This is a genomic window from Streptomyces fradiae ATCC 10745 = DSM 40063 (assembly GCF_008704425.1).
Taxonomy (GTDB): domain Bacteria; phylum Actinomycetota; class Actinomycetes; order Streptomycetales; family Streptomycetaceae; genus Streptomyces; species Streptomyces fradiae.
The window spans coordinates 1,532,176-1,552,865 of sequence record NZ_CP023696.1 but is presented as its reverse complement, the minus strand read 5'-3'; the positions used below and the strand labels follow the sequence as shown (position 1 = coordinate 1,552,865).

Genomic DNA, 20,690 nt, shown 5'->3' with positions numbered 1-20,690 from the left:
TCACGTTACCGACTGGTAAGCGGCAAGTCCCGCTGTTTGGCGGGAAGATGCCATCTGTTCCCGCGCTGAGAACGGAACGGCCCGCTCCGGGGGGAGCGGGCCGGTGCGCGGGGTGGTCGGGTTTCAGCCGACGGGCTCCTCGACGACGCGTCCTTCGGTCAGGCGCGGCAACGCGTCGGGGAAGTCACGGGCCTCCTCGCACCCGCCGGCCTCGTAGGCGTGCCGCAGCAACTGGTACGCGAAGTCCACCACCACCTGCCGCAACTCGTCGCCTTTCGCACGGGTGGGGCCGATGGTGCGGGCTTCCGCGGTCAGCGAGTACGCCTCAGCCGCCGAGCCCTTCTTCTGCTGCGGAAGCGTGCAGGGGACGTACACGGTGGCGAGCTTGGGTGTCGAGATGGCCCTGATGTCTGCCGCAGCCACCTCGACCGACCTTCCGGCGAGCGGTCCGGCGAAGTGATCGCGCCACGTACTCACCGAAGAGTCGGTTCCTCTGACTTCTCCGGACAAGGTTGAGTCGTTGGTGCTGACGGAGCAGTAGAACGCCAGGTCCTTCGACGTGGGCACCAGCCGTCCCCGCTCCTCCGCAGTTCGAGAGCTCGGCAGGGCTCGCGCCACGAGGTCTCGTGCCACGGCGCCCCCGCACGGACGATCCGGTAGCCGGTCGATTCCCTTGGTGAAGATCTCGGAGTACCCGAACACGCCTCCCAAAGAGGCGAGAACGATGCCGAAAGCGATCATCCCGTGTCTTCGCGTTGGTTTCGTCATGGTTGCTTTCTCGTCCTCGTTATTCAGGCGCTCGGTCGAACATGGCTGCTCTCCAGGTCTCCGTCGCTCTGTAGCCAACCTCCCTCCACGGCCATGCGAACGGTGTTTCGTGCATGCTCGACGTCCAGGTTCGACTTGTGTCGATTGATGGAGTCGACCGCTGCCTGCTGTGTTTGTGTGATCACTGAATCCCGAGAGTTGTCCAGGTCCTTAGCCGAGTGGTAAAGCGCGCTATCCAGCGCTCCGCTCAGCTGGCGTCCCTCGGTGATTCGATCGATCGCCATGCCGGCCACACCGCCGAAGAACCCGCTGGCGGCGGCCCCTGTCATCGCTTGAGCCGAGGTCTGGGCTCCCACGAGGGCGACGGTCCCGACCCCGACGCCCGCCGCGACGAAGGACTTCATCAGGTCCCCCTTCCTTTTCAAGGCGTCGTTCTCGTCGTTTTGCCCCTTTATCTCGCCCTCGATGTGAGCGTCTGCGACGGAGCGGCCAACGATTCCTTCAATCAGGCCCGCGTTGTGTCCGATCGTCTTGAGGAGCGCGTCCTTATCGTGTCCGTTACCCTTGTACAGGTCCGGATTGGCAATGTGGGCCTCCATGACACTCGACGTGTAGATACTCTCGCCGAGAATGATGGCGGCCCGTCCGGGCGCGTATCTCGCTGTCTCGTACAGAAAGCGCTGCACATCGGTGCGCTCAAGGCCTCCAGGGTCCTCACTGGTGGTTCGAAAGATTGACTCCGCCCCGTTCCCGGCAAGGGTATTGCTGATCTCTGGCATGTAGGCGGCGGCCATGTCGCCGAAGGACTCCGCTGTCTCCTTGGTCACCAGGGAAGCACCACCATCAGGGTCGGCTACGGCAGCCATCACGTTCCGCATGATTCCCACCTGTGCCTGACTGTGTGGTTGCACTGGACCCGTGAGCTTCTCGCCCTCCGGAACTCCGGTGACAGCGGCTTCAAGGGCGCTTGCCACCGCCGTGTCGCGGTCCGTGTACCGGATGCTCTCGAGGGTGTGCTCGAAGACCTGCTTGTCGGCGAAAGTGTTGGTCGCGGCCTCCGGGTTGTGGGAGAGGGCCTTCATGAAGCCGACCATCGGGTCCTGACCGTCCTCGTCGCCGAAGACCAGGTCCGTGAGCTGGTTGGGGGCCTTCCAGACGTCGTTGGTGCTCATGCCCGGTCCGCCGCCCGGTGCCATGTCGACCTTGAGGAGCTTCTTCCCGTACGCGTCGAGGAACTCGGTGTCGTACCTGCCGTGCCCCATCAGGCTGCTCATCACCTGGAAGCCCATGGCGTTCATCGGCCCCCGCATCGGGTATGCAGGGTTGTCGGACTTGTATACCTTGCTGCTCTCGTCGATGACCGTCTGCTTCCAGGCCGTCATGCCGTCGCTGTCGGACAGGGTCGCCGTCGCGAGCGTCGTGCTCAGGTTCTTCTGGAACTCCCGCAGTTGCTGCAGTTCGGAACCGCTCGCTCCCAGGTGGAGGCTGGACATGTCCGTCCAGAACTGCAGGGTGCCCTTCGCGCCCAGGCTCGTGGCGAACTGGGCCGAGAACAGCTCGTCGTTCTTGTACTGCGCCAGCGTCCGGTTGAAGTCGGCCAGCTGCTCGGGGGTGAGCTTCCTGGCGTCCTTGGCGAGAGCGGCCATCTCGTCCGCCTTCTTCAGGGCGTTCGCCGCGGCGTCGCGATCGCCGTACCTGGCGCCCGAGAAGCCGTGGTCCGCCTGGTTGGCGAGGGCTGTGAGGGCTCGGGCCGCTGTGGAGTCGCTGGTGGTCGCCTTGTCCAGGATGCCCTGCAGCTCGTCCACCGTGTCCTTCATCGCCTGCTCGCTGCCGGGCGGCTCCGGGTGGGCGTTGACATAGACCTTGAAACCGCCCCCCGCCACGCCGACGACGGTCAGCTTCTTGTTCCAGGCACGGTCGATGGCCTCGTTGAGTTCGTCGCGGTACTTGGCCAATTCGTCGCGCGTGTCGCGCAGGATGGCGAGGATGCTGGCTGCCTGACTGACGGCGTCACCGAACTCGTCCGCGGTCTTGCCGATGAACTCGCGGGAGACCGTGGCGTTCACCCCCGCCCACTTCGCCCGGTACGCCTTCGCCCGTAGGTCGTCCCGTGCTCTGGTCTCCAGCTGTTTGAGCTGCTTGTGCATGGTCGACCAGTCGTTGATCGCCGTGCCCAGTGTGGCGAAGTTGCCGTGCCTCAGGGCTTCGAGGTCCATGTCACCGCGCTCCCTTGTCGAAGCCCTTGTCGAGCGCCTCGATGCTGCTGACGGTCGAGGCGATGAAGTACTCGTCGCCTGCGTGGGCGTTCTGGGTGTAGTCCATGTGGTTGGAGATGTGGGCGCAGGCGTCCAGCAGCGTGCGCAGTTGCTTCTCCCAGCGCTTCTGGACCGTGGCCAGGGCGGCTCCCAGCTCGAACTCCTGGGTCGTGAGGTCCCTCGCCGCGGTCTGCGTGCTGGAGTCGGCGCCGCGTCCATGCCTGCTCAGGTCTTCGAAGAGCCTGAAGGCACTGTCCCCCACGGCGGCGAGGTCCTGCTGGTCGACCCGCAGGTCGCCCTCAGTCCCGCCACCTGACGGCTGCGGTTCGAGCTGGTTCAGCCGCATGCGCGCGGAACCTGCGCGTGCCTCTGCCTTCAACTGCTCCCATTCATCCCACGCCATGCGGGTCCCCCTACCTGTGTGGCTCGTCGCACGGGTCATTCTTGTGGCAGAGGACGGACCGCTCTCACGGACCGTGGCGAGAATGTCGCTCCTCGCAGACACGTACACCGGCCCGCTCCGGGGGGAGCGGGCCGGTGCGCGGGGTGGTCGCCTTTCAGCCGACGGGCTCCTCGACGACGCGTCCCTCGGTCAGGCGCGGCAACGCGTCGGGGAAGTCACGGGCCTCCTCGCACCCGCCGGCCTCGTAGGCGTGCCGCAGCAACTGGTACGCGAAGTCCACCACCACCTGCCGCAACTCGTCGCCTTTCGCGCGGGTGGGGCCGATGGTGCGGGCATCCACGATCAGAGCGTTGCCTCGTTGCTCGCCCCTGGGCGGCGTGCACGACACGTAGGCGGTGGCGTAGTGAGGGGCCATGGAGAGTGCCCGGACATCTCCGGAGGAGACTTCGACGGCATCCCCTTCCCTGCTCTTGGGTGCGAAGTACGCGCGCCAGGACCGCGCGTCGCCATCCATGGTTTCCGCTTCGCCGGAGATGGTGGAGTCACCGCTGGTCCGCACGTAGCAGAAGAACGTGAAGCCGTTGCTGCCTTCTCGCAGCAGGCCACGCTCACTCGCCGATCGGGCGTCCGGCAGGGCGCTCGCCACGAGCGCCCGGTCGACCGCGCCCCCACACGGTCGGTCCGGGAGGCGGTCGATTCCTCTGGTGAAGAAGTGGGTGTAGGCGAGGGCGCCAGCTGTCAGGGCCAGGATGGTGAGGGCGGCCGTCAGTGCCCTTGCCCGGCGGGTTCCTGTGCGCATGTCCCCCCTGCGCGGTTCGGGAACGGGGGACGCCCCCGGCCGCGGGGGGCGGGGGCGTCCAGGGTGGGCGGGTCAGCCCTTGAGGGCCTTCTCGACGGCGGCGGTGAACTCCGGTGCCGTCATCGGGGCGTTCTTGCCGCCCGCGTCCGTGACCGGCTTGCCGTCCATCTTCAGGGACGGGGTGCCGGTGACGCCGCTCTCGTCGAAGGTCTTCGACATCTTCAGCGCCCAGGCGTCGAAGGTGCCCTCCTCGACGTTCTTCTCGAACTCCTTGTTGTCCTTCAGCTCCGGGACGCTGTCGGCGATCTTCAGGATGTAGGAGTCCTTGGCGAGGTCGTCCTTGGACTCCTCCGGGTGGAACTTGGCCGAGTACATCGCGGCCTTGAACTTCATGAACGCGTCGGGGCTCACGTCGAGCGCCGCCCCGAGGGCGGAGAGGGCGTTCTTGGAGCCCTCGCCCGTGGCGACGTCGTCGATGAAGGTGGCGCCCACGTACTGGACCTTGTACTTGCCCGCCTCGAGGTCCTTCTCGATCACCGGGCCGACCTGCTGTTCGAAGACCGCGCAGACCGGGCAGCGGGAGTCCTCGAAGACCTGGAGCGTCTTCTTCGCGGTCGGCTTGCCTATGACGACCGTGGTGCCGTTCTCACCCGTCGTGTTCTTCGGCGCCTTGACGTCCTTGACCTCCTTAGCCGACTCCCACTGGGAGGGCTTGTTGGCCTGGACGACCGCGTAGCCGATGCCGCCGGCCAGGGCGAGCGTGGCCAGGACGGACGCGCCGACGGTCAGCCGCCGCCGCATCCTGTCCCGCTTGGCCTGGCGCTCGCGCTCCGCCCGGAGCCGTTCGCGGGCCGCCGCCTTGTTGGCCTTGCTGTTGCGTGCGCTCATGGTGTTCTGCTTCTCCGTCGTATATGGGGGGATCACCCGGTGGTGATCAGTGCTCGAAGGGTGCTGTGGTCAGGCCGCTGCGGCCCTGCACGGCGGTCCCCTCCGGCCGACGTAGTGCACCAGGAGGCGCGCGCGGTGGGCGGCGCGCCGGCGGGCGCCCGCGCGCGGCAGCAGCCGGGGGGTGAGCCCCCGCGCCGTCAGGGCCGCCCACGCCACCAGCAGCGGACGGAAGGCGGACGCGCCGGCCGCCCGCAGCACCCGCGCCAGCCCGGCCTCGCCCCGCCGCAGCCAGGCGGCGGCGACCAGGCCGACCGTGACGTGCGCGGCGAGCAGCAGCCACGGCACCGCGGGGTCGCCGGAGTGCAGCAGCGAGGCCGCCGCGCTCTGCGGCGCGGCGACGCCCGGCACGGCGACGCCCGGCAGGGGCGTACCCACCGCGTCACCGCACAGCACGTCCACGCCGACCGCGCGCAGCGACCCGGCGACGGGGCCGCCGGACGGCCCGTAGCAGGCGTGCTGGCCGGCGGTGAAGACCGTGTCCGCCGCCAGTTCCAGCGGGACGAGCAGGCCGGCGATCGGCCAGAAGCCCCGCTCCCGGCCGGCCAGCGCGTAGGCGACGGCGAAGACGCCGCCCGCGACGGCCAGGACCGCGGTCAGCGGCAGCGGCACCCTGGACAGCAGCACATGGGAGGCGGCGGACAGCGTCACGACCAGAGCCGTGAAGATCGCTGCCCGCACCCCCCTGAGCCGGGTCCCGGTCATGTCGTCCATCGTCCGAGAGTGTGCCATGACCGCCCGTAAGCGGTCCCTAAAAGATGATGATCAGCGCAGCCCCGGAATCCGACCGTTACGGAACAGGTCCACGAAGATCTGGTGGTCCGCCCTGGCCCGCGCCCCGTACACGTGGGCGAAGTCCACCAGCATCTCCGTGAACCCCTCCTCGTCGGCGGCGATGGCCGCGTCGATGGCGCGCTCCGTGTTGAAAGGGACCAGCGAGTGACCGCTCTCGTCGTCCGCCGCCGCGTGCATCGTGGCCGCCGCCCGGCCCAGGTCCGCGACGGTCGCCGCCATCTCCTCCGGGTCGTCGATGTCCGACCAGTCCAGGTCCACCGCGTACGGGGATATCTCCGCGACCAGCTGACCCGCGCCGTCCAGCTCCGCCCACCCCAGCCACGGGTCCGCGTGCGCCTGCAGGGCGCGCTGCGAGATCACCGTCCGGTGCCCCTCGTGGCGGAAGTAGTCCCGTACCGCCGGGTCCGTCACGTGCCGGGAGACCGCCGGGACCTGCGCCTGCTTCATGTAGATCACCACGTCGTTCTCCAGGGCGTCGCTGTTGCCCTCCAGCAGGACGTTGTACGACGGGAGGCCCGCCGAGCCGATGCCGATGCCGCGCCGTCCCACCACGTCCTTGACCCGGTACGAGTCCGGGCGCCTCCTGCTGGACGGCGGCAGCGTTTCCAGGTACCCGTCGAACGCGGCCAGCACCTTGTACCGGGTCGCCGCGTCCAGGTCGACGGCGCCGCCCCCCGAGGTGAAGCGGCGCTCGTACGCACGGATCTCCGTCATCGAGGCGAGCAGCCCGAACCGGGTCAGGGACCGGGCCGCCCGCAGCGTGCCCAGCAGCGCCCCCTCCGCCGTGTCCAGCGTGAAGGGCGGCACCTCCTCGTCGCGGGCGCCGGCCGCCAGGGCGTGTATCCGCTCCCGGTACGCCGCCCCGCAGAGCCGCACCAGCGCGGTGATCTGGTCGTCGCTCAGCGCCTTGGCGTACCCCAGGAGCGCCAGGGAGGCGACGAGGCGCTTCAGATCCCAGGTGAAGGGGCCGACGTACGCCTCGTCGAAGTCGTTGACGTTGAACACCAGCCGTCCGTTGGCGTCCATGTACGTGCCGAAGTTCTCCGCGTGCAGGTCCCCGTGGATCCACACCCGGCCGGTCCGCTCGTCCAGGAACGGGCCGTCCTCGCGCTCCCCCTCCAGGTCGGCGTAGAAGAGGCAGGCGGAGCCCCGGTAGAAGGCGAACGCGGAGTGCGCCATCTTCCGGAACTTGACCCGGAAGGCCGCGGGGTCGGCCGCCAGGAGCTGCCCGAAGGCGGTGTCGAACACGGCGAGGATCTGCTCGCCGCGCTCCTGGGGGGTGGGCTGCGGGACCGGCATCGCGGGGTGCCTCCTGACACGCGCACGCCACAGCGTGGCGTGCATGACACATGGGACGGACTTCCGACGGCTCCAACGTGCGAGCCCGCTCCCGAGTGCCCGCGCCCCGCGCCCAGCGGCGGCACCCGGGAGCCCGCGGCCCCGCCCGCGCGCCGGCACCGCGGGCGCGCACGCCCCGACCGCCCGCGCCGCCCACACGCCGGCACCGCGCGGGCGCCCGCCCCGCCCCCCCCGCGCCACTGCCGCGGACACCCCCGCCCCACCCCCGCGAGCGCCCGCGCCGCGCCGCCCTGTGGCGGACCCGGTTGTCAGTGGGGAGCCGTAGACTTCCGAGTCGACCCCCTTCCCTCCCGACGCTCCCGACCCCGGAGGCCGCAACCGTGTCGAAGCCGCCGTTCACGCACCTCCACGTGCACACCCAGTACTCCCTGCTGGACGGTGCCGCGCGGCTCAAGGACATGTTCGACGCGTGCAACGAGATGGGCATGACGCACATCGCCATGTCCGACCACGGCAACCTGCACGGGGCCTACGACTTCTTCCACTCCGCCAAGAAGGCGGGCGTCACGCCGATCATCGGCATCGAGGCGTACGTGGCGCCCGAGTCCCGGCGCAACAAGCGCAAGGTCCTGTGGGGCCAGCCGCACCAGAAGCGCGACGACGTCTCCGGCTCCGGCGGCTACACCCACAAGACGATCTGGGCGTACAACAGCACCGGCCTGCACAACCTCTTCCGCCTCTCCTCCGACGCGTACGCCGAGGGATGGCTGCAGAAGTGGCCCCGGATGGACAAGGAGACGATCGCCCAGTGGTCGGACGGGCTCGTCGCCTCGACCGGCTGCCCGTCCGGCGAGGTGCAGACGCGGCTGCGGCTCGGCCACTTCGACGAGGCGCTGAAGGCGGCCTCCGACTACCAGGACATCTTCGGCAAGGAGCGGTACTTCCTGGAGCTGATGGACCACGGCATCGAGATCGAGCGCCGGGTCCGCGACGGCCTGCTGGAGATCGGCAGGAAGCTCGGCATCCGCCCGCTGGTCACCAACGACTCCCACTACACCTACGCGCACGAGGCGGGGGCGCACGACGCGCTGCTGTGCATCCAGACCGGCAAGAACCTCTCCGACCCGGACCGCTTCAAGTTCGACGGCACGGGCTACTACCTGAAGTCCACGGAGGAGATGTACGCCATCGACTCCTCGGACGCCTGGCAGGAGGGGTGCGCCAACACGCGCCTGATCGCCGACATGGTCGACCCGGCCGGCATGTTCGAGAAGCGCGACCTCATGCCCAAGTTCGACATCCCCGAGGGGCACACGGAGGTCAGCTGGTTCCGCGAGGAGGTCCAGCGCGGCATGCACCGCCGCTTCCCCGGCGGCATCCCCGACGACCGCCGGCGGCAGGTCGAGTACGAGATGGACGTCATCATCCAGATGGGGTTCCCGGGGTACTTCCTCGTCGTCGCCGACTTCATCATGTGGGCGAAGAACCAGGGCATCGCGGTCGGCCCCGGCCGAGGCTCCGCGGCCGGCTCGATCGTGGCGTACGCGCTCGGCATCACCGACCTCGACCCGATCCCGCACGGCCTGATCTTCGAGCGGTTCCTCAACCCCGAGCGCGTCTCCATGCCCGACGTCGACATCGACTTCGACGAGCGCAGGCGCGTCGAGGTGATCCGGTACGTCACGGAGAAGTACGGCGCCGACAAGGTCGCCATGATCGGCACGTACGGCACCATCAAGGCCAAGAACGCGATCAAGGACTCCGCGCGCGTGCTGGGCTACCCGTACGCCATGGGCGACCGGATCACCAAGGCCATGCCCGCCGACGTCCTCGGCAAGGGCATCCCGCTCTCCGGCATCACGGACCCCTCCCACCCGCGCTACAGCGAGGCGGGCGAGGTCCGGGGGATGTACGAGAACGAGCCGGACGTGAAGAAGGTCATCGACACCGCGCGGGGCGTCGAGGGCCTGGTCCGGCAGATGGGCGTCCACGCCGCCGGCGTGATCATGTCCAGCGAGACCATCACGGAGCACGTCCCCGTCTGGGTGAGGCACACCGACGGCGTCACCATCACCCAGTGGGACTACCCGAGCTGCGAGTCGCTCGGCCTGCTGAAGATGGACTTCCTGGGCCTGCGCAACCTCACGATCATGGACGACGCCGTCAAGATGGTGAAGGCGAACAAGGGGATCGACATCGATCTCCTCGGCCTCCCGCTCGACGACCCCACGACGTTCGAACTGCTCCAGCGGGGCGACACCCTCGGCGTCTTCCAGTTCGACGGCGGCCCCATGCGGTCCCTGCTGCGGCTGATGAAGCCGGACAACTTCGAGGACATCTCCGCCGTGTCGGCCCTGTACCGGCCGGGCCCGATGGGCATGAACTCCCACACGAACTACGCGCTGCGCAAGAACAAGCAGCAGGAGATCACGCCGATCCACCCCGAGCTGGAGGAGCCGCTCAAGGAGGTCCTGGACGTCACCTACGGCCTGATCGTCTACCAGGAGCAGGTGCAGAAGGCCGCCCAGATCATCGCCGGCTACTCGCTCGGCGAGGCCGACATCCTCCGCCGCGTCATGGGCAAGAAGAAGCCCGACGAGCTGGCGAAGAACTTCACCATCTTCCAGGCCGGCGCGCAGAAGAACGGCTACAGCGACGAGGCCATCCAGGCGCTGTGGGACGTGCTGGTCCCCTTCGCCGGCTACGCCTTCAACAAGGCCCACTCCGCCGCGTACGGACTCGTCTCGTACTGGACGGCCTACCTCAAGGCCAACCACCCCGCCGAGTACATGGCGGCCCTGCTGACCTCCGTCAAGGACGACAAGGACAAGTCGGCGGTCTACCTCAACGAGTGCCGCCGCATGGGCATCAAGGTCCTCCCGCCCAACGTCAACGAGTCCGAGGCGAACTTCGCGGCCCAGGGCGACGACGTGATCCTCTTCGGCCTCTCCGCCGTGCGGAACGTCGGCACCAACGTGGTCGAGTCGATCATCAAGTGCCGCAAGACGAAGGGGAAGTACTCCTCCTTCCCCGACTTCCTGGACAAGGTCGAGGTCGTCGTCTGCAACAAGCGCACCGTCGAGTCGCTGATCAAGGCCGGCGCGTTCGACGAGATGGGCCACACCCGCAAGAGCCTCGTCGCCCACCACGAACCGATGATCGACAACGTGGTCGCGGTCAAGCGCAAGGAGGCCGAGGGCCAGTTCGACCTCTTCGGCGGGATGGGCGAGGAGGGCGCCGACGAGCCCGGCTTCGGGCTGGACGTCGAGTTCTCCGACCTGGAGTGGGAGAAGTCCTACCTGCTCGCCCAGGAGCGGGAGATGCTCGGCCTGTACGTCTCCGACCACCCGCTCTTCGGCATCGAGCACGTCCTGTCCGACAAGACCGACGCGGCCATCTCCCAGCTCACCGGCGGGGAGCACGGGGACGGCGCGGTCGTCACCATCGGCGGCATCATCTCCGGCCTCCAGCGGAAGATGACCAAGCAGGGCAACGCCTGGGCCATCGCCACCGTCGAGGACCTGGCCGGCTCCATCGAGTGCATGTTCTTCCCCGCCACCTACCAGCTGGTCTCCACCCAGCTCGTCGAGGACACCGTCGTCTTCGTCAAGGGGCGCCTCGACAAGCGCGAGGACGTGCCCCGGCTGGTCGCCATGGAGCTGATGGTCCCCGACCTGTCCTCGGCGGGCACCAACGCGCCGGTCGTCCTCACCATCCCCACGGTGAAGGTGACCCCGCCCATGGTCAGCCGCCTCGGCGAGATCCTCAGCCACCACAAGGGCAACACCGAGGTGCGGATCAAGCTCCAGGGCCCGCGCAAGACCACCGTGCTCCGCCTCGACCGGCACCGCGTCCAGCCGGACCCGGCACTCTACGGAGACCTGAAGGTCCTCCTCGGCCCGTCCTGCCTGGCCGGCTGAGCGGCGCGGCGCGCGAGGCGGGGCCTGAACGCCCCGCCGCCGTGCGCCGCACCCGCCGGTCGCGCACGCGTCCCCCCGCGAGGGGCGTGCGCACGGAAGGCGCCACACGGAAGGCGCCACACGGAAGGGGCGCGCCCGTCGTCACGGGCGCGCCCCTTCCGTGTGACGTGAGCGGTCACACGGCCACGCGTCAGTTGTGGCCGAACCTCTTCTGCCGGCCCTTCTGCGCCACGTCCGCCGGCGTCACCTGGCTCGCCCGCTGCTCCGCCTGCCGCTCCATCGACGTGTCGTGGGACTGCTGCGCGCCGCGCTCGCCCTGCCGCTGCTGGCGCTCGCTCTTCTTGTTCTTGGCCATGGGGATGCCTCCTGTGGGATGTGGGGGCCAGGACCGCGACCAGACTCACATACCGGTATGCACGGCGCATGTTGGATCATTGCGGACAGTAGTCGCCTGCCGCCGCCACGGCCCGTGGTCAGAACGCGCCGGAGGTACTACGGTGAGGCGCCACGCCGATGATCGCGCTCCGGCCGTTAACAACCCGGCAGTCGGGCAGACTCCAAGGAAACCCGAAGCAACTCCGATCCCGAGGTTCCCGAAAGAGGGTGGAACACGTGGACCGCTGCGTCGTGCTCGTGGACGCCGGCTATCTGCTCGGCGCCGCCGCCAGCCTGCTGGCCGGGGAGCCCGCCCGCTCCCGGATCACCGTCGACCACTCCGCCCTCATCCAGGGGCTGCGCGAACGCGCCGAGGCCGACACGGACCAGCCGCTGCTGCGCATCTACTGGTTCGACGGAGCGCCCGACCGCGTCCCGCAGCCCGAGCACCGCAGGCTCCGCGTCATGCCCCGCGTGACCGTCCGGCTCGGCGCCCTGACCCGCAGCGACGGGCGCTGGGCGCAGAAGGGCGTCGACGCCGCCATGCACGCCGAGCTCACCGAACTGGCCCGCAACCGCGCCTGCTCCGACATCGTCCTCGTCACCGGCGACGGCGACCTGCTGCCCGGCCTGATGTCCGCCAAGGAACACGGTGTCGCCGTCCACCTGTGGGCCGTCCAGGCCGCCGACGGCGACTACAACCAGTCCGAGGACCTCGTGGCCGAGGCGGACGAGCGCCGCGTCCTCGACCGCGCCTGGATCACCCGCGCCGTACGGGCGAAGGACCTCACCGGGCAGTGCGCCCCGCCGCCCGCCCCCCGTCCCGAGATCGCCGCCATCCTCGCCGCGCCCCTGCCCGAGGCCGCCCTCGCCGCCGCCGAACGCTCCTCCGGTACGGGCTCCGGACCGCTTCCGGACGGTGCGGCGCCCGCCCCCGCCCCGGCCGCCGCCTCCGCCACCACCGCCCGGCCGGCATCCGCGCCCGGCGACGGCGGCCCGGCCCACCCGGCCGCCGCCCCCTCCGGCCCGTCGCGCGGCGTACCCACCCCCAAGGACCTCGCCGGGCTGCGCGCCGCAGCCCACCAGAACACCCACCACACCGCCGGCCCCGCCAACGCCACCCTCCGCTGGTCGTCCGACCGGGGCTGGATCGACCGCCCGGGCGGCCCCGTCGGCGAACCCCCCGAGACCGCGTCGCTCCCCACGCTCGCCCAGCTCACCAGCGCCGAACAGCGGTGGGCGGACCGGGAGGAGGACATCACCACGGTCGGCGGCGACCCGTTCGAGGTCGGCCAGGTCTTCGCCCGCCGCTGGATGGAGCGGCTCCCCGAGCAGGCCCACGTCGACCGGCTCTCCGCCATGTACCCGCGCATCCCGCACCGCATCGACGGCGAACTGCTCCGCTACGCGGCGAGGTTCGGCCTCCTCACCCACAAGGACGACCAGATCGACGAGCACGACCGGTACGCGATCCGAGCCGGCTTCTGGCGGGAGATCGACGTCCGCGCGGCGGCCGGGAGCCCGGCGGCGGGGGAGTAGCGGCGCCGGTGCCGGGCCGCGCGGCGGTGCCCCGGGCGCGATCCGGGGGCCGCGACCCCTTAGGCTCATCCCTCGTGAGTACGGTGTGCGTGGTGCGGGATCTGGTGAAGACGTACCCCGCCGCGCGCGGCGGGCGCGGCCGGCCCCCGACGCCCGAGGTGCGGGCCACCGACGGGATCAGCCTGGACGTGCGGGGCGGCGAGATCTTCGGGCTGCTCGGCCCCAACGGCGCCGGCAAGTCCACCCTCGTACGGCAGCTCACCGGGCTGATGCGCCCCGACTCCGGAACCGTCGAGGTCCTCGGGCACGACCTGGTCCGCCACCCCGACCGCGCCGCGCGGCTCATCGGCTACCTGGGCCAGGAGTCGACGGCGCTCGACGAGATGACCGTCGCGCTGGCCGCCGAGACGACCGGCCGGCTGCGCGGTCTGACCGCGCGCGACGCCCGCGCGGCGCGCGACGCCGTCCTCGACGAACTGGGCCTCGGCGAACTCGCCGCGCGCCCCCTCAAGAAGCTCTCCGGCGGGCAGCGCCGGCTGGCCTGCTTCGCCGCCGCCCTCGTGGGCGAGCGGCCGCTGCTCGTGCTGGACGAGCCCACGACCGGCATGGACCCGGTGGCCCGCCGGGCCGTCTGGGCCGCCGTCGACCGCCGTCGCGCCGAACAGGGCGCGACGGTGCTGCTGGTCACCCACAACGTGATAGAGGCGGAGACCGTCCTCGACCGCGTCGCCGTGCTGGAGCGCGGCCGGGTCATCGCCTGCGACACCCCGGCCGGACTGAAGGAGCGTGTGGCCGGCGAGGTGCGCGTCGACCTGGTGTGGCGGGAGCGGGCGCCGCTGGACGTGCCGGAGGTGGCCGCGCTGCGGGCCTTTGCGCACGAGTCGGGCCGCCGCTGGGTGCTCCGCCTCGCCCCGGACGAGGCCCGGGCGGCGGTGGCGGCGGTGACGGGCGGCGAGGCGTTCGCGGCGCTGGACGACTTCACGCTGGCGACGCCGAGCCTGGAGGACGTCTACCTGGCGCTCGGCGGGGACGCGAAGGGGCTGGTCAAGTCGTGAGCCGGGGCACGTGCCGGGCCGCGGCGCCCCGGGGACGGGCGGCGGGCCGCGACGGCACCGCGGCTCAGGGCGGCGGTCCGGCTCGCCGCGGCACCGCGGCTCGCGGTGGTCCGGCTCGCCCCGGCACTGCGGCTCGCGGCGGTCCGGCTCGCCCCGGCACCGCGGCTTCTGTAGGACACGTGAGGCGTGAGGTACGCGAGGTGCGCGTGGTCGGTGTGGTTCGTGCGGTGGAGTCGGGCGGCACGCCGATCGGCGTCCCCGGCGAGGACGGGAGTGGGAAACGGTGAGCACCCTGCCTGCGGAGGCGCTCTCTGCGGGCGCCGTCAGGACGGCGCCCGCCGGGGCGGGCGAACGGACCGCCGCGCCCCTGGCGCCCCGTGCCCGGCTGCTGCCGGCGCTCGCCGCCGTGTACCGGGCGCAGCTCTCCCGCGCCCGGGTCGCCCGCATCCCGCTGCTGTTCGTCGCGACCTTCCAGTCCATCGGGATCATGGTCCTGATGCGGGGCGTGGTCGACGGCGGCGCCGAGGCGCGCGCGGTCGTCGCCGGGTCGTCCGTCCTCGTCGTGGCGTTCGTCGCGCTGAACCTGCTCGCCCAGTACTTCGGGCAGCTCCGCGCCAGCGGCGGGCTCGACCACTACGCGACGCTGCCCGTGCCACCGGCCGCCGTGGTGCTGGGCGCGGCCGGGGCGTACGCCTCCTTCACGCTGCCCGGCACGGTCGTCACGGCCGTCACCGGTTCGCTCCTCTTCCAGCTGCCGCTCACCCACCTGTGGATCGTCGCGGCGGTCGTCCCGCTCTCCGGGGCCGCCCTGGCGGGAGTCGGCGCCGCGCTCGGCCTGCTGGCCCCCCGCCAGGAGCTGGCGACCCTCCTCGGCCAGCTCGGCATGTCGGCGGCGCTGCTGCTCGGCGTCCTGCCGGCCGACCGGCTGCCCGGCCCCGTGGGCTGGGCGCGGGACCTGCTCCCCTCGACGTACGGGGTGGAGGCGCTGGCCCGCACCTTCGACGCCAGCCCGAACTGGGCGGCCGTCGCCCTGGACCTGTCGGTGTGCGCCGCCGTCGGCGTCGCCTCCCTGGCCGCGGCCACCTGGGCGTACCGCCGCGCGGCCGTCCGGTGAGGCGGTGCCCGGCCCGGACTGGCACGATGACACCGTGACCGCACCCCTTCCCCCGTCCCAGCAGCCCCCGAGTGAGCACGTGCCGAACGACTCCGCCGCATCCAGCACCCCTTCCGACGGCGACGCGCCGGGCGCGTCCGCGTGGCCGCCGCGCTCGTCGGCACACTCCACGGGCGGAGAGGACGGGAAGGACGCGCCGGAGACGGCCGCGGAGGTGCGCCGGGGCGCCGTGGTGCTGCTCGCGGTCGGGGTCGCGGGGTTCGCCCTCGGCCTGCTGTGGCTGTGGCTGGCGCCGCGCGTGCCGCTGGTCTCGGACGGCCGGTCGGTGCTGCTGCTGGAGTCGGAGGCGGAGCACGCGGTCGGCGTGGACGGGGTCTTCATCCTGCTGGGCCTGGCGTTCGGCGCGGTCAGCGCGCTCGGGGTGTTCCTGTTCCACCGGCAGGGCGGCATCGCCGTCGTGGTGGGCCTCGCCCTGGGCGGGGTGATCGGCTCCCTGCTGGGCTGGGGCACGGGCACGCTGCTGGGCCCGACGCACGACGTGGTGGCCCGCGCGCGGGAGGTCGGCGAGGGCGTCCGCTTCGACGCGCCGCTGGAGCTGCACGCGTACGGCGCGCTGCTGGCCTGGCCGGTCGCCGCCATGATCGCCCACCTGGCGCTCACCGCGCTGTTCGGACCGCGCGACCCCGAGCCCGAGTGGGACCCCGGCGCCTACGGCACGCCGCCCCCACCGCCCGGGGACGCCCCCCGCGCCTGACCGCGGGGCGCGTGCGCTACGCCCGGCCGATGGGCGCGACGACCGCGCCGGTCAGCTCCGCCAGGTCCGCCGGGGACAGCTCGACCTCCAGGCCGCGCCGCCCCGCCGACACGCAGATGGTCTCGTGCCGCCGCGCCGAGGCGTCCAGCACGGTCGGCAGCCTCCTGCGCTGGCCCAGCGGCGAGATGCCGCCGCGCACATAGCCGGTCGTCCGCTCGGCGGCGGCCGGGTCGGCCATCGCCGCGCGCTTCCCGCCGACCGCCGCGGCCAGCGCCTTCAGGTCGAGCTGGCCCGCGACGGGCACCACCGCGACCGTCAGGGCGCCGTCGACGTCGGCGACCAGCGTCTTGAAGACCCGCTCGGGCGTGACGCCGAGCGCCTCGGCGGCCTCCTCCCCGTACGACGGGGACGCCGGGTCATGGGCGTACTCGTGCACCGTGAACGGCGTGCCCGCGGCGGTGAGCGCCACCGTCGCGGGCGTGCCGCCCGTCTGCTTCCTGGTCTTCTTCGCCATCCCTCGCCCCTCTCCGCGTCAGTTCGGGCTCGTCGGCGTCCGCGTCAGCTCGGCCGCCGGCAGCGACGGCAGGTGGCGCAGCACCGCCGTCTCGGAGCGCAGCAGCCGCAGCTCCTCGCGCAGCCGGGTCGCCGTGTCGGGCGCCTGGAGCAGCCGCTGCTTCGCCGGCGTGTCCAGCACGGCGGCCGCGGCGACCAGGTACGACACGACGGACGGCTCGTCGGGCAGCTCGGAGCCGGCGGCCAGCGTCCGCTCCCGTGCGCCGGCCAGCCGCTTCTGGTACGCGCGGAAGGCCCGCAGCACCCCCTCGGCGAGCGCTCCGGCGCCCTCGCCCCGCGGCTCGTCCAGCTCCTCCACCTCGGCGGTGAGGAAGGGGCCGCTCGCGTCGACCGACAGGATGCGCACCCGCGTCGTGCCGGTGGCGAGGACCTCGAACGTGCCGTCGGGGCGCTCCCGGATGGTGGCCGCGTCGGCCACGCAGCCCACCCGGTGGAACGCCTGGGCCGGGTCGGGGCCGAAGCCCGCGGCGGGACCACGCTCCGGAAGCGCCGTCGGGTCGGGCAGTCCCGGTGCGGTCGGCGCCACCTCGTGGCCGTCGCGGATCGCGACGACGGCGAAGCGGCGCGGCTGCGACTCGTCCGTCGCGAGCAGGGCGCGCATCATGGCGCGGTACCGCTCCTCGAAGACGTTCAACGGCAGCACGAGGCCGGGGAAAAGCACCGCGTTCAGCGGGAAGAGGGGCAGGCGAGCGGTGGTCACAGCGGTCAAGCCTAATGGCCGCCGGGCCCCGCGCGTCCGGCCGTCCGCGCACCGGTCCCGGCACACCGCCCGGCACCCGTCTCCGGCACCCCGCCCGGCGGCGTCCAGCCGCGGCGTACGGAGGCGTCCGCCTCGCCGCGCCGCCCTCGCGTACGGCCCGCGGCGTACCGCCTCGCCGCGCCGCCCTCGCGTACGGCCCGCGGCGTACCGCCTCGCCGCGCCGCCCTCGCGCGGGGTGCCCGCCCGTCACCGCCCCCCGCGGACGAGCGCGCGCCGCGTCAGGTCGCGGGCCTCCAGGAACCGCCCCAGCGCGTCGCCGCCCTCGCCCGCCGCGGCCGACCACGGGAAGGACGTGGCCCGCGCGCCGATCAGCCGGAACTGCTCCAGGGCCGCCCCCCACCGCTGCCGCGCCATCAGCACGTACGCCAGCAGGTTGCGGACCTCCGCCGGCCAGGGGTCGCCCACCGGATACCGCGCGGACAGCTCGGCCGCCAGGTCCGCCGCCGCGTCCACCCGGGCCCCCGGAACGCCGCCGGGCACGCCCCCCGGAACGCCGCCCGGCACACCCGCGGGAGCGCCGCGCAAAGCGCGCGGCCCCACCCTGGCAGCGCCCACCGGCCCCCCGTCGCCCGCCGCGCCGCTCACGAGCTGGGCGTACGCGGCCCGCAGCGGCAGCGCCCGCACCAGCGAGCCCGGCAGCGAGTCGAAGGCGGCGGCCTCCGCGAAGTCGAAGCAGACCCGGTGCGAGCCGTGCCAGCGGGCCGACAGGTACTCCAGCGCCGACACATGGCAGCCGTGGTGGTGCGAGGAGCGGCGCACGGCCTGCTCCCAGAGCGCCTCGAACAGGGCGGTCGGCGCGCCCCCGCTCCGCGCGTGGTCCAGCAGGACGCGCCACGGCACCGGGTCGCGGGGCGCCGCCTCGGCCGCCGCGTGCAGGAGCGGCTCGACCTCCCGCAGCCGTTCGGCGCGGGCGGGCGACGCCCAGGCGCGGTCCACGGCCAGCTGCGCCGCGACCAGCAGCCCGTCCGGGTCGCCGGGCGCCTCGGCCCGCCACGCCGTCAGCCAGTCCTCCCGGCGGTGCGCGAAGGCGGCGAGCCGCACGGCGTACCGGTCGCGGTACTCCCACTCGGCGGCCCGCCGGGTCTCGGCCAGCAGCCGCGCGGCCGGAATGTGATCCCCCAGCGCGGCCGCGACCAGGGCCGGGCCGAGCCGGTCGTCCGGGGCGTCCAGCAGCACGGAGCCGTCCGGCGGCAGCCCGTCGCGAGGCGGCTGACCGGGTCGGGCCGTGCGCGCGTTGCCCAGCAGGGCGCGGAGCAGAGACATCGTGCCGACCATTGAAAACCGCAGGTCGGAGCCGCGCCAGTAGCAGTCTGTGAAGCTTTCGTAGCGGTGGGAAGGTTGTCCTGGCGAACGTCAAGAGAAGGTAAAGAAAGCGGCGGCGCGGGCGCCGCGCCGGACGCCCCGCCGCCCGCTCCCCGGCCCGGCGGCCATCAGTTCCGCCGCAGCAGCCGGGACGCGCCGGCCGCGACCGCCGTGGCCAGAATCCACCCCACCAGGATCAGCGCCGTGGACAGCCACTGCCAGGGCGGGGAGAGCCGCCAGTACCCCTCCTGCCCCAGGTTGATCACGGGCAGCAGCAGGTCGAGCGTGTACAGCACCGCGTCCCACCGGGGGAACTCGTCGGCCTTGATGGGCACCGGCTCGTAGAAGGAGAACGCCAGCGCCCCCGCCGCCCACAGCACGGCCATCCACACCGCCGCGCGGCCCGGCCGGTAGCCGTAGGCGACCGTCCAGTCCTGGAGGTGGCCCCACAGCTTGGCGGCGAGCGGCAGGGTCTCCCGGCGCCGCCGCTGCTTGGCCAGCAGCACCTCCCGCGCGTCGGCGTCCTCGCCGCACCCGCGCAGCACCGCCGCCAGCCGCTCGTACGGCTCCGGGGCGTACTCCGGGGTCGCCGCCGCCACCCACTCCAGGCGCCGGGCCAGCGGGAAGTGCCCGTACGGCACGAGGTTCTCGTAGACGAACCCGCCGATCGCGAGGCCGCCCGGACCCGGCCAGCTCGACGCCTGGTCGACGAGGGTCACCACCTTCGCGCCGTTCAGCACCACCCGCCCCTCCTCCGGCCGCTCGCAGGCGAAGCGCAGCTCCGGCGTGACGATCCTGCGCAGCGACAGCTCCTCCCGGCGCGCCGACGCCATCACGAACCGCGCCTGGTGCAGGTCCACCGCGTCACCGAACCGCCCGTCGTCCAGCCGCACCCCGCCCCGGCACTCGAAGGGCCGCATCCGCGTGCCCCGCACCGGGGTGTTCACGTCGATCAGCCCGTACGGCGGCGCGGCGCCCGGGTGGTCGCCCGCTCCGCCCGCCGTCTCGCTCACCCACGCGCTCGTCAGGTACAGAGTCCGCTCCACGCTCAGCTGCGGGGCGTTCAGCGCGCGCCGCCCCTCCGCGCCGCGCAGCCGGCTGCCGCGCAGGCTCAGCGACACCCCGACCTTCCCCCCGCGCATGCTGAACTCGCCGTACGTCTCGATCAGCTCGGCCTGGAGGTCCTGCCCCACCGACAGGCCGTCCGCGACGATCGCCCGGCCGAGCCGGTCCGGCTGCACGTGGATCTGGCTGATCAGCAGGTCCGTGCCGATCTGCGCGTCCGTCAGCCGCACCCCCCGCTCCACCCGGCACCGCGGCAGGTGCAGGTCGCCCTCCGTCTGCAGCCGGGCGGCCTCCAGGCGCGGGATCGCGCAGCCCGCCATCCGCAGCGTGGTGAACCGGGTCTCCGGCAGCACCACCTCGTCGTCGAAGACGCAGCCCTGGAGCTCCACGTACGGCCCGACCGTCCCGCCGGCCAGGTCCAGCCGCCCGGTGATCCGCGCCCCGCGCAGTTTCAGCGCCGAGACGCGCCCCGCCAGCGCGGGCGGCCCGTCCAGCAGCAGCCGCGCCACGACGCGCGCCCGGATGGACCGCTCCGGCGGCCACGCCCGCGGTACGAAGGGGTCGTCCAGCATCGGATGGCCGGAGCGCAGGTCGTACCAGGCGCCGATCCGGAACGCCTGCCACATCCCCAGCTCCGACGCCGTCAGGTCCCCCGGCACGTCGTCGCCGTCCCCGGCGGCGTCCCGCGGGCCCTCCCCGGCGCCGCCCCGGAGAGCGTCGCCCCGGGCCCCGTCCCCGGCCCCGTCCCGGAGGCCGCCGTCGCCGGTGCCGCCCCCGGGAGCGCCGTCCTGGGCACCGCCCGGAAGGCCGCCGCCCCCGAGGCCGCCGCCCCCGGTGCCGCCCCGGGAGCCGCCGTCCCCGTCCCGCCGCCCGTCCTGGGAGGCGTCCCGCGGGACGGCCGGTAACGCGTCCCGCCGGCCGCCCTGGCGGCCCACCCGGCGGCCGCCCTGGCCGTCGCGGTCGTCGTGC

General features: G+C 72.6%; 17 protein-coding genes. 5 read left to right on the top strand and 12 right to left on the bottom strand.

Annotated features, from left to right (window positions below; all coding sequences use genetic code 11):
* Positions 1-123 precede the first annotated feature (123 nt).
* From CP974_RS06880 to CP974_RS06850, 7 genes are all read right to left on the bottom strand, one after another.
* On the bottom strand, positions 124-423 hold the full coding sequence (locus CP974_RS06880; RefSeq protein ID WP_150485780.1) for a hypothetical protein: 300 nt from the start codon (positions 421-423) through the stop codon (positions 124-126).
* A 368-nt stretch (positions 424-791) separates the two neighbouring features.
* Positions 792-2,984, bottom strand: a complete 2,193-nt coding sequence (locus tag CP974_RS06875) for a hypothetical protein (RefSeq protein WP_031136283.1) — start codon at positions 2,982-2,984, stop codon at positions 792-794.
* A gap of 1 nt (position 2,985) precedes the next feature.
* Entirely contained in the window at positions 2,986-3,426 is a 441-nt protein-coding gene (locus CP974_RS06870) for a hypothetical protein (protein ID WP_031136285.1), read from the bottom strand.
* A 154-nt stretch (positions 3,427-3,580) separates the two neighbouring features.
* A complete protein-coding gene (locus tag CP974_RS06865) occupies positions 3,581-4,225 on the bottom strand; it encodes a hypothetical protein (protein ID WP_150485779.1) in 645 nt (214 codons plus the stop codon).
* Between the two features lie 72 nt (positions 4,226-4,297).
* Positions 4,298-5,113 carry a DsbA family protein gene (locus CP974_RS06860; RefSeq protein WP_031136288.1) on the bottom strand — a complete coding sequence of 272 codons (816 nt, stop codon included), beginning with the start codon at positions 5,111-5,113 and terminating at the stop codon, positions 4,298-4,300.
* A 69-nt stretch (positions 5,114-5,182) separates the two neighbouring features.
* Entirely contained in the window at positions 5,183-5,875 is a 693-nt protein-coding gene (locus CP974_RS06855; protein ID WP_223844360.1) for a hypothetical protein, read from the bottom strand.
* A gap of 60 nt (positions 5,876-5,935) precedes the next feature.
* A complete protein-coding gene (locus CP974_RS06850; protein WP_031136291.1) occupies positions 5,936-7,264 on the bottom strand; it encodes a DUF2252 domain-containing protein in 1,329 nt (442 codons plus the stop codon).
* A gap of 380 nt (positions 7,265-7,644) precedes the next feature.
* Here CP974_RS06850 and dnaE point away from each other — a divergent pair, with 380 nt between their 5' ends.
* A complete protein-coding gene (dnaE, locus tag CP974_RS06845) occupies positions 7,645-11,184 on the top strand; it encodes a DNA polymerase III subunit alpha (RefSeq protein ID WP_031128426.1) in 3,540 nt (1,179 codons plus the stop codon).
* Between the two features lie 190 nt (positions 11,185-11,374).
* Here the strand turns inward: dnaE and CP974_RS29500 are convergent, their stop codons facing one another.
* Positions 11,375-11,539, bottom strand: a complete 165-nt coding sequence (locus CP974_RS29500; protein ID WP_085921279.1) for a hypothetical protein — start codon at positions 11,537-11,539, stop codon at positions 11,375-11,377.
* 248 nt (positions 11,540-11,787) lie between these two features.
* Between CP974_RS29500 and CP974_RS06840 the strand changes: the two genes are divergently transcribed.
* From CP974_RS06840 to CP974_RS06825, 4 genes are all read left to right on the top strand, one after another.
* On the top strand, positions 11,788-13,098 hold the full coding sequence (locus tag CP974_RS06840; RefSeq protein WP_031128427.1) for an NYN domain-containing protein: 1,311 nt from the start codon (positions 11,788-11,790) through the stop codon (positions 13,096-13,098).
* An 83-nt stretch (positions 13,099-13,181) separates the two neighbouring features.
* Positions 13,182-14,153: an ABC transporter ATP-binding protein gene (locus tag CP974_RS06835; RefSeq protein WP_031128428.1), complete on the top strand. Its 972-nt coding sequence runs from the start codon at positions 13,182-13,184 to the stop codon at positions 14,151-14,153.
* Positions 14,154-14,436: 283 nt separating this feature from the next.
* Positions 14,437-15,267 (top strand): ABC transporter permease, encoded by an 831-nt coding sequence (locus CP974_RS06830; protein ID WP_031128429.1) that lies wholly within the window; start codon positions 14,437-14,439, stop codon positions 15,265-15,267.
* A 34-nt stretch (positions 15,268-15,301) separates the two neighbouring features.
* Complete coding sequence (locus CP974_RS06825) at positions 15,302-16,021, top strand: DUF2567 domain-containing protein (RefSeq protein WP_078915310.1); 720 nt, start codon at positions 15,302-15,304, stop codon at positions 16,019-16,021.
* A gap of 16 nt (positions 16,022-16,037) precedes the next feature.
* On the opposite strand, the gene ybaK is transcribed toward CP974_RS06825, so the two are convergent.
* From ybaK to CP974_RS06805, 4 genes are all read right to left on the bottom strand, one after another.
* Entirely contained in the window at positions 16,038-16,535 is a 498-nt protein-coding gene (gene ybaK / locus CP974_RS06820) for a Cys-tRNA(Pro) deacylase (protein ID WP_031128431.1), read from the bottom strand.
* A gap of 18 nt (positions 16,536-16,553) precedes the next feature.
* Positions 16,554-17,294, bottom strand: a complete 741-nt coding sequence (locus CP974_RS06815) for an LON peptidase substrate-binding domain-containing protein (protein ID WP_031128432.1) — start codon at positions 17,292-17,294, stop codon at positions 16,554-16,556.
* Between the two features lie 246 nt (positions 17,295-17,540).
* Positions 17,541-18,629: a hypothetical protein gene (locus CP974_RS06810; protein ID WP_031128433.1), complete on the bottom strand. Its 1,089-nt coding sequence runs from the start codon at positions 18,627-18,629 to the stop codon at positions 17,541-17,543.
* A gap of 155 nt (positions 18,630-18,784) precedes the next feature.
* Positions 18,785-20,347 (bottom strand): hypothetical protein, encoded by a 1,563-nt coding sequence (locus tag CP974_RS06805; RefSeq protein WP_051838881.1) that lies wholly within the window; start codon positions 20,345-20,347, stop codon positions 18,785-18,787.
* Positions 20,348-20,690 lie beyond the last annotated feature (343 nt).

Coding starts and splice junctions, on each gene's coding strand:
- CP974_RS06875 (WP_031136283.1), bottom strand. CDS start 2,984: ATGGACCTCGAAGCCCTGAGGCACGGCAACTTCGCCACACTGGGCACG.
- CP974_RS06870 (WP_031136285.1), bottom strand. CDS start 3,426: ATGGCGTGGGATGAATGGGAGCAGTTGAAGGCAGAGGCACGCGCAGGT.
- CP974_RS06865 (WP_150485779.1), bottom strand. CDS start 4,225: ATGCGCACAGGAACCCGCCGGGCAAGGGCACTGACGGCCGCCCTCACC.
- CP974_RS06860 (WP_031136288.1), bottom strand. CDS start 5,113: ATGAGCGCACGCAACAGCAAGGCCAACAAGGCGGCGGCCCGCGAACGG.
- CP974_RS06855 (WP_223844360.1), bottom strand. CDS start 5,875: ATGACCGGGACCCGGCTCAGGGGGGTGCGGGCAGCGATCTTCACGGCT.
- CP974_RS06850 (WP_031136291.1), bottom strand. CDS start 7,264: ATGCCGGTCCCGCAGCCCACCCCCCAGGAGCGCGGCGAGCAGATCCTC.
- CP974_RS29500 (WP_085921279.1), bottom strand. CDS start 11,539: ATGGCCAAGAACAAGAAGAGCGAGCGCCAGCAGCGGCAGGGCGAGCGC.
- ybaK (WP_031128431.1), bottom strand. CDS start 16,535: ATGGCGAAGAAGACCAGGAAGCAGACGGGCGGCACGCCCGCGACGGTG.
- CP974_RS06810 (WP_031128433.1), bottom strand. CDS start 18,629: ATGGTCGGCACGATGTCTCTGCTCCGCGCCCTGCTGGGCAACGCGCGC.
- CP974_RS06805 (WP_051838881.1), bottom strand. CDS start 20,347: ATGTGGCAGGCGTTCCGGATCGGCGCCTGGTACGACCTGCGCTCCGGC.